Annotated in this window: 13 protein-coding genes; 10 read left to right on the forward strand and 3 right to left on the reverse strand. The window is 63.5% G+C overall.

What is annotated here, in order from left to right; translation table 11 throughout:
* The coding region (locus tag LB533_RS29570) for a response regulator transcription factor (protein WP_224678860.1) at positions 1–474 on the forward strand (474 nt) is incomplete at its 5' end.
* Positions 475–558: 84 nt separating this feature from the next.
* Here the strand turns inward: LB533_RS29570 and LB533_RS29575 are convergent.
* Positions 559–726 carry a hypothetical protein gene (locus LB533_RS29575; protein ID WP_140554276.1) on the reverse strand — a complete coding sequence of 56 codons (168 nt, stop codon included), beginning with the start codon at positions 724–726 and terminating at the stop codon, positions 559–561.
* 326 nt (positions 727–1052) lie between these two features.
* Here LB533_RS29575 and LB533_RS29580 point away from each other — a divergent pair, with 326 nt between their 5' ends.
* Both LB533_RS29580 and LB533_RS29585 read left to right on the forward strand, forming a co-directional pair.
* Positions 1053–1214, forward strand: a complete 162-nt coding sequence (locus LB533_RS29580) for a hypothetical protein (protein ID WP_181169556.1) — start codon at positions 1053–1055, stop codon at positions 1212–1214.
* Positions 1215–1487: 273 nt separating this feature from the next.
* Entirely contained in the window at positions 1488–1952 is a 465-nt protein-coding gene (locus LB533_RS29585) for a L,D-transpeptidase (RefSeq protein WP_140517911.1), read from the forward strand.
* Between the two features lie 128 nt (positions 1953–2080).
* Here the strand turns inward: LB533_RS29585 and LB533_RS29590 are convergent, their stop codons facing one another.
* Together LB533_RS29590 and LB533_RS29595 are read right to left on the reverse strand one after the other, a co-directional pair.
* The gene (locus LB533_RS29590; protein ID WP_224678862.1) at positions 2081–5164 is read right to left on the reverse strand and encodes an efflux RND transporter permease subunit; all 3084 of its coding nucleotides are present in this window, start codon (positions 5162–5164) and stop codon (positions 2081–2083) included.
* Positions 5161–6420, reverse strand: coding sequence for an efflux RND transporter periplasmic adaptor subunit (locus tag LB533_RS29595; RefSeq protein WP_224678864.1), 1260 nt, complete (start codon positions 6418–6420; stop codon positions 5161–5163). Before LB533_RS29595 ends, LB533_RS29590 begins: the two co-directional genes overlap by 4 nt.
* Before the next feature lie 145 nt (positions 6421–6565).
* On the opposite strand from LB533_RS29595, the gene LB533_RS29600 reads away from it, so the two are divergent.
* The 7 genes from LB533_RS29600 to LB533_RS29630 form a co-directional block, all read left to right on the forward strand.
* Positions 6566–7135: a TetR/AcrR family transcriptional regulator gene (locus LB533_RS29600; RefSeq protein ID WP_140643556.1), complete on the forward strand. Its 570-nt coding sequence runs from the start codon at positions 6566–6568 to the stop codon at positions 7133–7135.
* Positions 7136–7284: 149 nt separating this feature from the next.
* Positions 7285–8886, forward strand: coding sequence for an inorganic phosphate transporter (locus LB533_RS29605; protein WP_224678867.1), 1602 nt, complete (start codon positions 7285–7287; stop codon positions 8884–8886).
* A gap of 137 nt (positions 8887–9023) precedes the next feature.
* Positions 9024–9812 carry a 3-hydroxybutyrate dehydrogenase gene (locus LB533_RS29610; protein WP_224678868.1) on the forward strand — a complete coding sequence of 263 codons (789 nt, stop codon included), beginning with the start codon at positions 9024–9026 and terminating at the stop codon, positions 9810–9812.
* A 507-nt stretch (positions 9813–10319) separates the two neighbouring features.
* A complete protein-coding gene (locus LB533_RS29615; RefSeq protein WP_224678869.1) occupies positions 10320–11648 on the forward strand; it encodes an NAD(P)H-dependent oxidoreductase in 1329 nt (442 codons plus the stop codon).
* A 2-nt stretch (positions 11649–11650) separates the two neighbouring features.
* Positions 11651–12679 (forward strand): thiamine pyrophosphate-dependent dehydrogenase E1 component subunit alpha, encoded by a 1029-nt coding sequence (locus tag LB533_RS29620; protein WP_224678871.1) that lies wholly within the window; start codon positions 11651–11653, stop codon positions 12677–12679.
* Positions 12679–13677, forward strand: a complete 999-nt coding sequence (locus LB533_RS29625) for an alpha-ketoacid dehydrogenase subunit beta (protein ID WP_224678873.1) — start codon at positions 12679–12681, stop codon at positions 13675–13677. Before LB533_RS29620 ends, LB533_RS29625 begins: the two co-directional genes overlap by 1 nt.
* A gap of 3 nt (positions 13678–13680) precedes the next feature.
* On the forward strand, positions 13681–14474 hold a 794-nt coding region (locus LB533_RS29630), incomplete at its 3' end, for an E3 binding domain-containing protein (RefSeq protein WP_224678874.1).

The following is a 14474-nucleotide window of genomic DNA, read 5'->3' on the forward strand; positions in this document are numbered from 1 at the left end:
GGCGAGGGCGGGCCGGATTTCATCCTGATCTGCCGGCCGGCCGATCTCGTCGACAAGGTGCTTGCGCTCGAGCTCGGTGCCGCCGACGTCATCGAAAGTCCGCTCAATGTCAGGGAACTCGCCGCCCGCGTAGGCGGCCTGCTGACGCGGCGGGGCAGGGCCGCCCAGGAGCTGATCGTGCTGGAGAACGCGACCGTCGATTTGAGGTCGGCCATCGTCATGCACCGCTCGGGCACGGAGGAGCAGCTTTCGCCCGGCCAGGTGGCGCTGCTTCGGCTGTTCCTGGCCAGTCCCCGCAAGGTGCTGACGCGCGACGACATAATCGCGGCGGCGCCCGCCGAGAATGCCGACGCCTTCGACCGCTCGATCGATTCGCGCATCGTGCGGCTGCGCCGCAAGCTCGATACGGAAGCCATCACCACTATACGCGGCGCCGGCTACCGTTTCGATCCGCCGGCGCAATTCGCCGATTGACGGCCGGGCGCTCACGTCATTCCCCTGGCTGAACATCGGATTTCCCAGAACGGTTTTTCACCTTGGGCCCGATTGCCATGCGGCTCAGCGCACCACCAGTAGCGATGGCCCCGACGGCATGTCGCCGCTTGTCGCGAACTCGCCTGCATGTGCGCGCTCTTTCAAGAGCACGGTGGCAAGCCCGGCAAAGCCGAGCAGGCCCTGTGCGTAGAGCAGTGCCGAAAGCACAGAAGCTGCAAGTTTCGTCTTCATTGCGTCAATCCCCAGTAATTCATGTTGCGGCGGCTTGTTTTCCGAAGACCAACGCCCGTCTTGGGTGGGCGCGTGACGCCTCGGCATACTTCAGGAACTCCCGAAGTGCCCGCGCCGTCTACGGAGCCCCCCGTCACGGCGCGGGCCTTCGGTCCTCTCAGCAGCAAGTTGCCGGAGGGGCCGCGCAATGCCAGCAGCCGAAGGCCAACCCGCCAGTGGGCCTTGAGCCGGACGATGCGCAGGCTGGAACAATCCAGACCGTGGCACAAAACAGGACGGTATGCAGGGTTGAGATCTCACTCGAACTCATCGCCGCGAGGCTGGCCATGGAACCGTCGGCAACCGTGCCGGCGCCGCTGATGGCTGCTGCTGCGATGCTGATCCCGAGAAACCAGGACCACATATTCGTTTTCGTTCCCGTGGTCGTTGCCGTCTGCTTTCGTTACGTCAACTCTGCCGGCGGCCTGTATCCGCTTCATGCCGCCTGAAGTAGCGCTTTGTTGCAGATCAGTTTCGAAATCGAGCCCCAGTCTTTCATCTTGGGGAAACTCGAACTTTCGTTTCGAGCTGAATACCTATGTGCCGTGTCCTGTCCAAGTTGACAGCTTCGATGTCCGCCATTTTTGGCTTAGGTTCTGTTAATCAGAGGAAACACATTCGAAACACAAACGAGCGTTTCACGAAATCTCACCGAAACATGATGCAAGGATAAGCCGCTCATCGAATTTGGGGCCGGCCAGACCGGCATAGAGAGGGACATCATGCATACTGCTATTTCCGCCAAGCTCATCAACATCACCGCCGCCGCTGCCCTTACGGGTGCGGCACTTCTGTTCGGCGCCGGCACGGGTACCGCGCATGCCGCCAACAAGATCGTGGCGCGCGTCTCGCTGTCGCAACAGGTCATGGAAGTCTCGGTCGACGGCCGCCCGGCCTTCGCCTGGAAGGTTTCCACCGGCGACAGGGCGCATGTGACGCCGACCGGCTCGTTCAAGCCGACGCGCATGCATGAAATGTGGTATTCGAAGAAGTACGACAACGCGCCGATGCCGCATTCGGTGTTCTTCAGCGGCGGCTATGCGGTGCATGCGACCTATGCCATCAAGCGGCTTGGCCGGCCGGCCTCGCATGGTTGCGTGCGGCTGCATCCTGACAATGCCGCCGATTTCTACCAGCTCGTCGAAACCTTCGGGCCGGCCAACACCAGCATCGTCATCGTCAAGTAGCTGGCTGGCAACGGATCGGCACAGCAGCCATATCCGTTCAGGGCTCCCGCCGGGACATCTTTTCACGGTAGTAGAGCACAGCCAAAAAAGAGGCCGGGGTGTTCCGGCCTCTTTTTTGTTAGTTTTTGTTAGTTCGGCAATGCCGGCATCAGTTTGGGATCCGGCTTCTCTGCCACCTCGGGCAGATCCTTGCTGGCAATGAAGGTATAGAACATGGGCACGACGAAGAGCGTGAACATGGTGCCTACCAGGATGCCGGTGAAAATGACCAGGCCCATCGAATAGCGGGCAGCGGCGCCGGCGCCGCTGGACATGATCAGCGGCACCACGCCAAGCGCCATCGCCGCCGTCGTCATCAGGATCGGCCGCAGCCGCACCTTGGCCGAAGCGATGATGGCGTCGCGCCGCCGCATACCATGGATCTCGCGCTGCTGGTTGGCGAACTCGACCAGCAGGATGCCGTGCTTTGTGATCAGGCCGATCAGCGTGATCAGTCCGACCTGCGTGTAGATGTTGAGTGTGCCGAGGCCAAGATTGAGCGGCACGATGGCGCCGAAGATCGACAGCGGCACCGCCATCATGATGATCAGCGGATCACGGAAGCTTTCGAACTGCGCCGCCAGCACCAGATAGATGACGATGACGGCCGCCCCGAAAGCGATCAGGATCGTATTTCCCTGTTCCTTCTCCTGCCTGGACTGGCCCGAATAGTCGATGAAGAAGGTGTCGGGCAGGCTCTCCCTGGCGATGTCCTCGAGGACTTTCAATCCGTCGCCCGTGGTGACGCCGGGCAGCGGCAGCGCCGAGATGGTGGACGAATTCAGCTGGTTGAACTGCTCGATCGCGGCCGGCGACGCATTGGTCGAGATCTTCACCACCGCCGACAGCGGCACCATCTCGCCCGTCACGCTGCGCACGAAGTATTCGCCAAGCTTTTCGGGATTGTCGCGGAATTCTTTCGGCACCTGCGGGATGATGTCGTAGCTGTTGGAGTCGCGGTCGAACTGCGCCACTTCGGCGCCGCCGACCAGCAGCGTCAGGGTCCGGCCGATATCGGCGATCGGCAGGTTCAGCGCCGCGGCGCGGTCGCGATCGATGGTCACCGTCACCTGCGGCGCGTCATAGGCCATCGAATTCTGCACGACGATGAAGCGGCCGGAGGCCTGTGCCTTGTTCTTGATCTTCTCGGCCACGTCGTACACCTCCGAGGAGTCGCCCGTCGATCGCACCACCAGGGCGATGGGCAGGCCGCCGCCGGAGCCCGGCAGCGTCGGTGGCGCAAAGACGAAGGCCTGGACGCCCGCCACCTTGGCGAGACGGGCTGTGATGTCGGCCTGCAGCTCCTTCGAGTTGCGCTTGCGCTCCGCCCAGTCCTTGAAGGCGAAACCGACGAACGCACTGTTCGTCGTGCCGCCGAACGCGACGGCCGAGAACTGCGCCCGCGTTTCGGGAATATCCTTCACCAGACCGAGCATCTGGTTGACGTAAGTCTCGGTGTAGTCGGATGTCGCGTAACGCGGCGCCGTTACAAGCGAGAGCAGGAAGCCCTGGTCTTCTTCCGGCGCCAGTTCGGTTGAGGTCTTGGTGAACATGAAGCCGGTCACCCCGACAAGCGCCAGCACGATGATCAGCGTCAGCGGGCGATAGTTGAGCGACCCGGTGACGGCCCGCTCATAGACGTGCTCGACCCGCGCGAACGTCCCGTCGACAATGCGCTGGAAACGACCTGGCGTGCCGGACTTCAGCAGGCGCGCCGACATCATTGGCGTGATGGTGATGGCGATCACGCCCGACAGCACCACCGAGCCGGCGAGCGTGACCGCGAATTCGCGGAACAGCGCGCCCGTCAGGCCGCCGGTGAAGGCCAATGGCGCGAACACCGCGGCCAGCGTCATGGTCATGGCGACGATGGCGGTGGCGATCTCGCGCATGCCGTTGAAAGCCGCCTGCATCGGCGACATGTGGTCCTCTTCCATGTGGCGGTGGATATTCTCCACCACCACGATGGCGTCGTCGACGACGAGGCCGATCGCCAGAACCATGGCGAGCAGCGACAGAAGGTTGATCGAATAGCCCACCGCGAACAACAGGAAGCAGACGCCGATCAGTGACAGCGGGATGGTGACGATGGGCATCATCACCGAGCGGAAAGAGCCAAGGAACAGAAGGATAACGACGACGACGATGGCAACAGCCTCGCCGATGGTCTTGAACACTTCGTCGATCGAGGCGCTGATCTGTCCGGTCGCGTCGTAGACGATCTCGATCGTCATGCCTTTCGGCAACGTCTCCTGGATTTGAGGCACCAGTTTGGTGAGCGCCGCCGCCGTGGTCAGAGGATTGGCAGCCGGGGTCGGGAAGATGGCGAGGAAGGTGCCTGGCTTGCCATTGAAGGAGACCCTGGTGTCGGTGTTCTCGGCGCCGAGTTCGACGCGGGCGACATCGCGCAGCCGCACCACATTGCCGTCGGTCGAGCGCAGCGGCAGCTCGGCGAAGGCTTCAGGCGTCTGCAGCGTCGAGCGCACGGTGATCGAGGAGACGACATATTCGTTCTCGGTGTTACCGGGCGCCGACAGGAAGTTGGAGTTGTTGATCGCCGTCAGCACTTCCGATGCCGTCACGCCGCGCGCGGCGAGCCTGACCGGATCGATCCAGACGCGCATCGAATATTCCTGGGCACCGAAGATCTGCACGTCGGCGACGCCTTCGACCGTCGACATGCGGGGCCTGATGACGCGCTCGATATACTCGGTCAGCTGCTCCTTCGTCATGTTCGGGTTCTGCATCGAGATGTACATCATCGCGAACTGCTGGCCCGTGCCCTTGACGATGACGGGATCCTTGGAGGCGTCCGGCAAGGTGCCGCGCACGCCCTGGACCTTGGACAGCACCTCGGTCAGCGCGACGTCCGGGTTGGAGCCGAGCTTCATCTGCACCGTCACGGTGCTGGAGGACGGGCGGCTCGACGACGTGACGTAATCGATGTTCTCGGTCGAGGCGACAGCGCGCGCGATCGGAGCGGAAATGAAGCCCTGGATCAGATCGGCGCTGGCGCCCGGATAGGCCGTCGTGATGGTGATCGCGGTTTCGTCAACCTTCGGATACTGGCGGATCGACAGGCTGAATATGCCCTGGAAACCCAGGAGCAGGATCATGCATGCAAGGACCGTGGAGAGGACGGGCCGGCGAATGAAGAGATCGGAAACGCTCATTGCTGGTCGGCCTGCTTGTTCGCCGATTTGGTTGGGTCGATGGTGTTGTCGACGTTGACGGACATGCCGTTGAAGAGGCGATTCTGACCTGCCGTGACAACCTCATCGCCCGCCTTGAGGCCCTCGACGATCTCGACCATGCCCTCGTTGCGGCGGCCGGGCTTGACGAACACCTGCGACAGGACCAGGGCAGGCTGCTCGCCCCCCGCGGCCGGCTTGGCCGCTTCGGCCGGTTTGGCATCGGCCGCGGGCTTGGCGTCCGCCGGCTTGTCGGTCGCCGCCGCCGCGGGCTGCGCCTCCGGCTTGGTCGGCTGCGCCTCGGCGGGCTTCGCCGGGTGCACCACGAATATGTAGTCGCCATAGAGGCTGGTGGTCAGCGCCGTCTGCGGCAGCGCCAGCACATTCTGCTCCTCGGGCAGTTCGACACGCACTTGCACGAACTGGCCGGGGGTCAGCTTGCCTTCGGGATTGGCGACTTCCGCCCGGATGTTCACCAGCCGGCTGGACGGGTCGATCTTCGGGTCGATGCCGCGAATGGCCCCGGCAAAAGGCATGTCGCCGCCGCTGAGGCCCAGCCGAACCGTCTGCCCGATCTTGAGCAGCGGCAGTTGCTGTTCGGGAACCGTGAAGTCGACCCGCATCGTGTCGAGATCCTGCAGCGTCACCACGGCGGTGCCGGGCGCCAGATATTGGCCGAGATCGATCTTTGGGATGCCGACGGTGCCAGCGAAGGGCGCCGTCAACTGCTTCTGGTCGAGCACTGCCTGAAGCCTGTTGACCTGGGATGCCGAAGCGGACGCGGCCGCACGTGCGGTGTCCAGGGTCGAGTCCGAGCCGACACCGCGCTTGGTCAGTTCGAGCGCGCGGGTCAGCGATGTCTGATCGAGCGCCGCCTGCGCCTTCTGTGCCGCGAGATCGGCGCGCTCTACGGCGTCGTCGAGTTGCAGCAGCACCGCATTGGCCGCCACTTTCTCGTTGGCATGGAAGGGGATCTCCTTGACGATGCCGGCGGTCTCAACCGTCAGGTCGACACCGCGCACGGCGCGGACCGTGCCGATCGCCTCGATGCCCGGCGTCCAGTTCGACGGCTTGACGATGGTCGTCGACACGGTTGCCGCTGGCGGCTTCATCGTGGCGAAATATTGCTTGATGCCGTTGTCACGCAGGAAATTGAACCCGACGATGCCGCCGACCACGATGACGAGCACGGCCAACACAAGAATGATGATAACGAAACGGAGTATGCGCTTGAACAAGGAAGTCCCCTCAGTCGAAATCCGGCGCGAAGCGCGGATATCGGGACACATATCGACTGCGGGCCCCGATTTCAAATGACCGCGGTCTTACTGTACCGTCTGGACGGTCTTGTCAATTGGGCCTAAGCTTGCGATGGGAGGCGCCATGAAAGCCCAACGAACGAACTCGCGCGAGAGGATTCTCGCTGCGGCGGCGGACGTCGCACGGGAATCCGGCCCCGGTAGCCTGTCCCTGGATGCCGTCGCCAGCCGCGCCGGTGTATCGAAGGGCGGACTGCTCTACAATTTCCCGACCAAGGCCAAATTGATGCAGGGCCTGGTCGAAGGCTATCTGCGCGAATTCGGGCAGGCGCTGGAGACCGCCAGCAGCAACGACAATGGCGCAAATCCGCTCGCCGTCTACATCAGGCTTTCGGCCAAGGATTGCGAGGACAAGCAGCCATCGGCGTCGTGGATATTTTCGGCGATCGCTGAGGATCCGGACTTCATGTCGCCGATAAAGACGTTCAAGCGACAACTCTTCCAACGACTGAAGAGCGAGACGCCGGATCTCAAGTCGCTGCTGGTCTGCTATCTCGCCATCGAGGGCCTGCGCAGCATGAACCTGTTCGACGCGGATGTGCTTTCCCCGGACGAGCGGCAATTGCTGGTGTCGTCGCTGCTGGAAATCGCCGGATCGCCCGATGTCGGTCCTGCCCGGGCCAAGCGACCCTGACGGACCATCAGGGCGATTCGGTTTCCAGGCAACTCCGGACCGACAACCGCCGAGCGCTTTTCCAGGATGTCGCCCCGCGTCATACAGGGTTCATCGTGCGGACATAGCATCATTCCCGGTTCTTTGCTGCAATGCAAAAGGAGCGGGACGTGGTGGACATAGTTTCAAACGAGGCAGGTATTCCGAGACCGGACCACCCGCTCGCGCAATCGGGTGGGGCCAAATGGTTCCTGCCCGTCTTCGGCGTGCTGGTGCTGGTCGGCATCGTCTATGTCGGCTACGCGCTCAGGCAGGACCTGGCTGCCGCCAAGACAGTGCCGTGGATCCTGCTCGGCATCGCCCTGCTGATCGCGCTCGGCTTCGAATTCGTCAACGGCTTCCACGACACCGCCAATGCGGTGGCGACCGTCATCTATACGCGCTCGCTGCCGGCCGAATTCGCCGTCATGTGGTCTGGCGTGTTCAACTTCCTCGGAGTCCTCACCTCCAGCGGCGCTGTCGCCTTCGGCATCCTGTCGCTGCTGCCCGTCGAACTCATCCTGCAGGTCGGCTCTTCCTCCGGCTTTGCCATGGTGTTCGCCCTGCTGGTCGCGGCGATCCTGTGGAATCTCGGCACCTGGTTCCTCGGCCTGCCGGCCTCGAGTTCGCACACCATGGTCGGTTCGATCATCGGCGTCGGCCTCGCCAACCAGTTCACGGCGCCCGCCGGCAGCGCCACCAGCGGCGTCGACTGGTCGCAGGCGACCAATGTCGGCACGACCCTGCTGGTGTCGCCGGTCGTCGGGTTCTTCGCCGCTGCCGCCCTGCTCTATGCGATGAAGCTTCTGGTGCGCAATCAGGCTCTCTATGAGGCGCCGAAGGGCAACACGCCGCCGCCATGGTGGATCCGCGCGCTGCTGATCTTCACCTGCACCGGCGTCAGCTTCGCGCACGGCTCCAATGACGGCCAGAAGGGCATGGGCCTGATCATGCTGATCCTGATCGGCGTGGTGCCGACGGCCTTCGCGCTCAACCGCACACCCGACATCAACTATCTCGAAGCCTATAAATCCGCTTCGGCCGGGGTCGAGCAGGCCCTGGGCAAATATATCAAGCCGGGAATCAGCGTCACGGATGCGAAGGCGACTGTGCAGGATGCCGTTCGCACACGCACCTGGAACGACCAGACGACGGTCGCGCTGCAGACCTACATCCACAACACCACCGCCGGGCTGCAGCCCTACGCCTCGGTCGAGACGGTGCCCACCGACCTCGTCAGCAACGCCCGCAACGACATCTACCTGATCGGCGAGGCGCTCAAGCTGATCGACAAGAAAAAGCTGCTGCCGATGGAGGGTGCCGACCTCAAGGCGGTCACCGATTATCACAAGGCCGTCGACAACGCGACGAAGTTCATCCCGCTGTGGGTGAAGATCGCCGTGGCGTTGGCGCTCGGCCTCGGCACCATGGTCGGCTGGAAGCGCATCGTCGTCACCGTCGGCGAGAAGATCGGCAAGAGCCATTTGACCTATGGTCAGGGCGCCGCGGCCGAACTCGTCGCCATGGTGACCATCGGCATGGCCGACAGGCTCGGCCTGCCGGTGTCGACGACCCATGTGCTGTCGTCCGGCGTCGCCGGAACCATGGCCGCCAATGGCTCGGGCCTGCAATGGTCGACGGTGCGCAACCTGCTGCTCGCCTGGGTGCTGACGCTGCCATGCTCGATCACGCTGGCCTTCGTGCTGTTCATCGTCTTTCGCCAGGTGTTCTGAGTCGGCGCAGCCACTTTCAGAAAAAAGGCAGCGCCGGTCGCCGGCGCTGCTTTTTTCTTTGCGCGAGGCTCTGTCATTGTCATGCTGCGACGCACAATTATATCGTCATCTTCCGTCCCACTTCTCGCGAGATCGCCATGGCTTCCCTGTCTTCGAAAAACGCCCTCGTCACCGGTTCGACCAGTGGCATCGGCCTGGCTATCGCCCGCGCCTTCGCCGCCGAAGGCGCCAATCTCACCATCAACGGCCTGGGCAATGCCGCCGATATCGAGCGGGAGCGCGCCGGCATCGAGAAGGATTTCGGCGTCAAATGCCGCTACTCCGATGCCAACATGATGGACGGCGCGGCGGTCAGCGCCATGGTGCATGAGGCGGAAGAGGCGTTCGGCAGCCTCGATATCCTGGTCAACAATGCCGGCATCCAGCATGTCGCGCCGATCGACGAATTCCCCGACGATAAATGGGAAGCGATCATCCGCGTCAACCTGCTGTCGGCCTTCTACGCGATCAAGGCGGCGCTGCCCGGCATGAAGAGCCGCAAATGGGGCCGCATCATCAACACGGCTTCCGCGCATGCGCTCGTCGCCTCGCCGTTCAAATCCGCCTATGTCTCGGCCAAGCACGGCATATCAGGCCTGACCAAGACGGTGGCGCTGGAAGTCGCGCAGGACGGCATCACCGTCAACGCGATCGCGCCCGGCTATGTCTGGACGCCGCTGGTCGAGAAGCAGATCCCCGACACGATGAAGGCGCGCGGCATGACCGAGGAACAGGTCAAGCGCGATGTGCTTCTGGCTGCACAGCCGACAAAGGAATTCGTCGCCGTCGAGGACCTTGCCGCCCTGGCGCTGTTCCTGTGCTCGGATTCAGCCAGGCAGATCACCGGCACGACCTTGCCGATGGACGGCGGCTGGACGGCACAGTAAAGCCCAGGCGAGGCGTTCTGTTTCTGGCTGATGCCTTCGGGAGCCGGCAGGCGGTTGCAAGTGGCACAGGACCGGTCGGTCCTCCTGTTTATGCACCACCCGCCGTTCCGCATCCACATGCCGGTGCTCTACGAGGTCAGGCTAACCGACGCCGATGCCCTTCAACGCCATGGCAGTGTCCGTCACATCTTCGCCGGACATGTCCACCGGCTGATCGCCAGCAACTGGCGGCATTCCGGTCAACACGATCATCCATGCCACGATTTTCCGGTTGGCTAGGCGCCGGGACGCGCAAGCGCGTCTTGAGCCCGAAGTTTTCCGGGCCCGAATGCGTCGAACCGTCGCGAGCCGTTTGGTTGTCGGATTTGCCGGCTTTCCCACCTTGCTCGTGATGCTGGGAAGTGCTGCAAAAGTGCTGCAAATCTGGACATTAGTCTTGACAGAAATACAGATGTTCAATACCCCGTCAGGTGATTGAATAGCAGCATTACGGGAGGAATGAGCGATATGGCTTCCAATGTTTCGTTGACGGGCCTTGCCCGTGATCTCGAGGTGCGGGCCAAGTCGGGCAAGCCAATCCGCATCGGCTTGATCGGTTCGGGCGAGATGGGAACCGACATCGTTACCCGCGTCGCCCATATGTCCGGCATCGAGATCGGCGCCATTTCCGAGCTGAACCTGCCGGCGGCCAGCAAGGCCGTGGACATCGCCTTCCAGGAAACCGGGCATGCGCGCGAAGTGTCGAACGCCGCGGCGATGACGGCCGCCATGGAGGCCGGCAAGGTGGCGGTCACCAACGACGCCAGCCTGGTCATCAACAATGACCTGATCGACGTCGTCATCGACGCCACCGGCGTTCCCGCCGTCGGCGCGGAGATTGGCTTGCGCGCCATGGAGCACGGCAAGCACCTGGTGATGATGAATGTCGAGGCCGACGTCACCATCGGCGCCTATCTCAAGAGCGAGGCCGACCGGCTCGGCGTCACCTATTCGCTGGGCGCCGGCGACGAGCCGTCTTCTTGCATGGAGCTGATCGAGTTCGTCTCGGCCATGGGCCATCCGATCGTCGCCGCCGGCAAGGGCAAGAACAATCCGCTCAACATCGACGCCACGCCGCCCGACTATGAAGAGGAAGCCAAGCGCCGGCACATGAACGTACGCATGCTGGTCGAGTTCGTCGACGGCTCCAAGACCATGGTCGAGATGGCGGCGATCGCCAATGCCACCGGGCTGGTGCCCGACAAGGCCGGCATGCACGGTCCGGCCGCGACGCTCGGCGAATTGTCCAAGGTGCTGGTACCGCAGAAGGATGGCGGCGTGCTGTCGAAGGTCGGCGTCGTCGACTATTCGATCGGCAAGGGTGTCGCGCCCGGCGTGTTCGTCGTCGCCGACATGTCGCATCCGCGCATTTCGGAGCGCATGGAAGATTTGAAGATGGGCAAGGGGCCGTACTTCACCTTCCATCGGCCCTACCATTTGACCTCGCTCGAAGTGCCGCTGACCTGCGCCCGCGTCGTGCTCTACGGCAAGGCCGACATGGTGCCGCTGGCAAAGCCGGTGGCCGAAGTCGCAGCCGTGGCCAAGAAGGACATGAAGCCGGGCGAGAAGCTCGATGCGATCGGCGAATATTGCTACCGCGCCTGGATCATGACGGCGCCGGAAGCGCATGCCGCCAGGGCTATTCCCTGCGGCCTGCTGCAGGGCGGTTCGGTGACGGCGCCGATCAAGAAGGGCGAGCTCATCACCTACGCCAATGCCGCCCCGGCCCCGGGTTCCAAGATCGCCGAACTGCGCGCGCGCCAGGACAAGCTCGTCTACGGAACCGTGGAGGCGTGATCATGGCCGCAGCCAGCAAAGCCGTCGCGGACAGCCGCGCCAACCTGCCCTTCGTCTATCGCCAGTACAGCGCCGAGCAGCTCAGACAGGTGCTCTACAAGATGTACCTCATCCGCCGCTTCGAAGAGGGCGCGGAGGAGAGCTACACGCGCGGCCTCATCCACGGCACCATGCATCTGTCGATCGGCCAGGAAGCCAGCGCCATGGGCATCTGCATGCCGCTCGGCGAGGATGACCAGATCACCTCGACGCATCGCGGCCACGGCCACTGCATCGCCAAGGGCGCCGAGGTCAAGCGCATGTTCGCCGAGTTCTTCGGCAAGACCACCGGCTACTGCAAGGGCCGCGGCGGCTCTATGCACATCGCCGACGTCGCCAAGGGCAATCTCGGCGCCAACGGCATTGTCGGCGGCGGCATTCCGATCGCCGTTGGGGCCGCACTCTCCTCCAAGATGATGAAGACCGGCAAGGTCGTGGTCTCCTTCTTCGGCGACGGCGCCAACAATGAGGGCGCTTTCCACGAGGCGCTCAACATGGCGGCGATCTGGAAGCTGCCGGTGATTTTCGTGTGCGAGAACAATGGCTACGGCATGTCGACGTCGACGGCCCGCTCGACCGCGGTCAAGAACATCGCCGAGCGCGCCGCCGCCTATTCGATGCCCGGCATAATCGTCAACGGCAATATTTTTTCGGAGGTCGCTGAGGCGTCCTACAGGGCCGTCGAGCGCGCACGCGCGGGCGAGGGGCCGACGCTGATCGAGTCCAAGACCTACCGCCATCGCGGCCATTCCAAGAGCGACCGCAACCGCTATCGCACCAAGGAGGAGATCGAGGACTGGATGTCGAACCGCGATCCGATCACCCTGTTCGAAAGCGAACTGCGCGACTTCGGCTTCATCGACGAGAAGGGCATCGAGGCGATCCGCGAAGCGGTGGCGCAGGAAATCGCCGACGGCATCGAGTTCGCCAAGGCGAGCCCGTCGCCTGATGTCAGCGAGACCGGAAATTACGTGTATACGGAGCAGGCGTGATGGACGCGATGGTGCGTGAACTGAGCTACGCCCAGGCGATCCAGGAAGCCATGGCGATCGCCATGGACATGGACGAACGCGTCTTCCTGATGGGCGAGGACATCGGCGTCTATGGCGGCGCCTTCCAGGTGACCGGCGATCTGGTCGAGCGCTACGGTCCCGACCGGGTCATGGACACGCCGATTTCGGAACTGGGCGGCGCGGGTGTCGCGGTGGGTGCCGCCGTCACCGGGATGCGGCCGATCTTCGAGTTCCAGTTCTCCGACTTTGCCACGCTCGCCATGGAGCAGATCGTCAACCAGGCGGCCAAGATGCGCTTCATGCTGGGCGGCGAGGTTTCCGTTCCCGTGGTGATGCGCTTTCCTGCCGGTTCCGGCACCGGTGCCGCCGCGCAGCACAGCCAGAGCCTGGAGGCCTGGCTCGGCCATGTGCCGGGCCTGAAGGTCATCCAGCCGGCGACGCCGCACGATGCCAAAGGCATGCTTTTGGCTGCCGTCGCCGATCCCGATCCGGTGATGATCTTCGAACACAAGCTGCTCTACAAGATGAAGGGCCCGGTTCCGGAAGGCTACTACACGGTGCCGATCGGCAAAGCCGATATCCGCCGCGAAGGGCGCGATCTCACCATCGTCGCCACCTCGATCATGGTGCAGAAGGCGCTCGACGCCGCGGCCGCGCTGGAGGCGGAAGGCATCGACGTCGAAGTCGTCGACCTCAGGACGATCCGGCCGATGGACAAGCAGACCGTCATCGACAGTGTCAAGAAGACGTCGCGGCTGATGTGCGTCTACGAAGCAGTCAAGACGCTGGGCATCGGCGCCGAGGTCAGCGCCATGATCGCCGAGAGCGAGGCGTTCGACTATCTCGACGCGCCGATCGTGCGGCTGGGCGGCGCGGAGACGCCGATCCCGTACAATCCGGAGCTGGAGAAGGCGACGGTGCCGCAGGTTCCCGGCATCATCACCGCCGCGCGCGACCTCGTGAGAGGGGTTCGCTGAGACATGCCGACTGAAGTCATTCTTCCCAAGGTCGACATGGACATGGCGACCGGACAGATCTCGCGCTGGTTCGCCGAGGAAGGCGCCCGGGTCAAGAAGGGCGACGTGCTGTTCGAGATCGAGACCGACAAGGCGGCGATGGAAATCGACGCGCCGGCCAGCGGCATCCTGCGCGATGTCTCCGGCAAGGAAGGCGTCGATATCCCCGTCGGCGCGCCGGTTGCGTGGATCTATGCCGATGATGAAAGCTACGCGGACAAGCAGGACAAGGCGCCAATCTCCCCCCTTGAGGGGGAGATGTCGACGAAGTCGACAGAGAGGGTTGCCTCAGAAGGCACCGCCCTCGCGCTGAGCCCGGTCGAACCGACCCCACCCGACCGGCCTTCGGCCGGCCACCCTCCCCTCGAGGGGGAGGGGAAAACCCGCGCTACACCCTTGGCGCGTCGATTGGCTCGTGAAGCAGGACTGAATCTCTCCGGCATATCAGGCACAGGCCCACATGGCCGCGTCGTGAAGGCGGATATCGATGCGGTACTCTCCTCCCCCCTCGAGGGGGAGGTGTCCGCGAAGCGGACGGAGGGGGTCGTCTCAGGAGGCACCGCTTTTGCGCCGAGCCCCGTCGAAGCGACCCCACCCGACCGGCCTGCGGCCGGCCACCCTCCCCTCAAGGGGGAGGGGGATGTGCTGCGCCTGTTCGAGGAAGGCTCCTATGAACTCGTCCCGCACGACAACATGCGCAAGACCATCGCGCGGCGGCTGGTCGAGGCCAAGACCACCATCCCGCATTTCTACCTGAC

The organism is Mesorhizobium sp. BR1-1-13, from assembly GCF_020165515.1.
Classification (GTDB): domain Bacteria; phylum Pseudomonadota; class Alphaproteobacteria; order Rhizobiales; family Rhizobiaceae; genus Mesorhizobium.

What these genes read in the sequence shown, in the direction of transcription:
- LB533_RS29575 (WP_140554276.1), bottom strand. Translation starts at nt 726, where the DNA reads ATGAAGACGAAACTTGCAGCTTCTGTGCTTTCGGCACTGCTCTACGCA.
- LB533_RS29585 (WP_140517911.1), top strand. Translation starts at nt 1,488, where the DNA reads ATGCATACTGCTATTTCCGCCAAGCTCATCAACATCACCGCCGCCGCT.
- LB533_RS29610 (WP_224678868.1), top strand. Translation starts at nt 9,024, where the DNA reads ATGGCTTCCCTGTCTTCGAAAAACGCCCTCGTCACCGGTTCGACCAGT.
- LB533_RS29620 (WP_224678871.1), top strand. Translation starts at nt 11,651, where the DNA reads ATGGCCGCAGCCAGCAAAGCCGTCGCGGACAGCCGCGCCAACCTGCCC.
- LB533_RS29625 (WP_224678873.1), top strand. Translation starts at nt 12,679, where the DNA reads ATGGACGCGATGGTGCGTGAACTGAGCTACGCCCAGGCGATCCAGGAA.
- LB533_RS29580 (WP_181169556.1), top strand. Translation starts at nt 1,053, where the DNA reads ATGGAACCGTCGGCAACCGTGCCGGCGCCGCTGATGGCTGCTGCTGCG.
- LB533_RS29600 (WP_140643556.1), top strand. Translation starts at nt 6,566, where the DNA reads ATGAAAGCCCAACGAACGAACTCGCGCGAGAGGATTCTCGCTGCGGCG.
- LB533_RS29590 (WP_224678862.1), bottom strand. Translation starts at nt 5,164, where the DNA reads ATGAGCGTTTCCGATCTCTTCATTCGCCGGCCCGTCCTCTCCACGGTC.
- LB533_RS29615 (WP_224678869.1), top strand. Translation starts at nt 10,320, where the DNA reads ATGGCTTCCAATGTTTCGTTGACGGGCCTTGCCCGTGATCTCGAGGTG.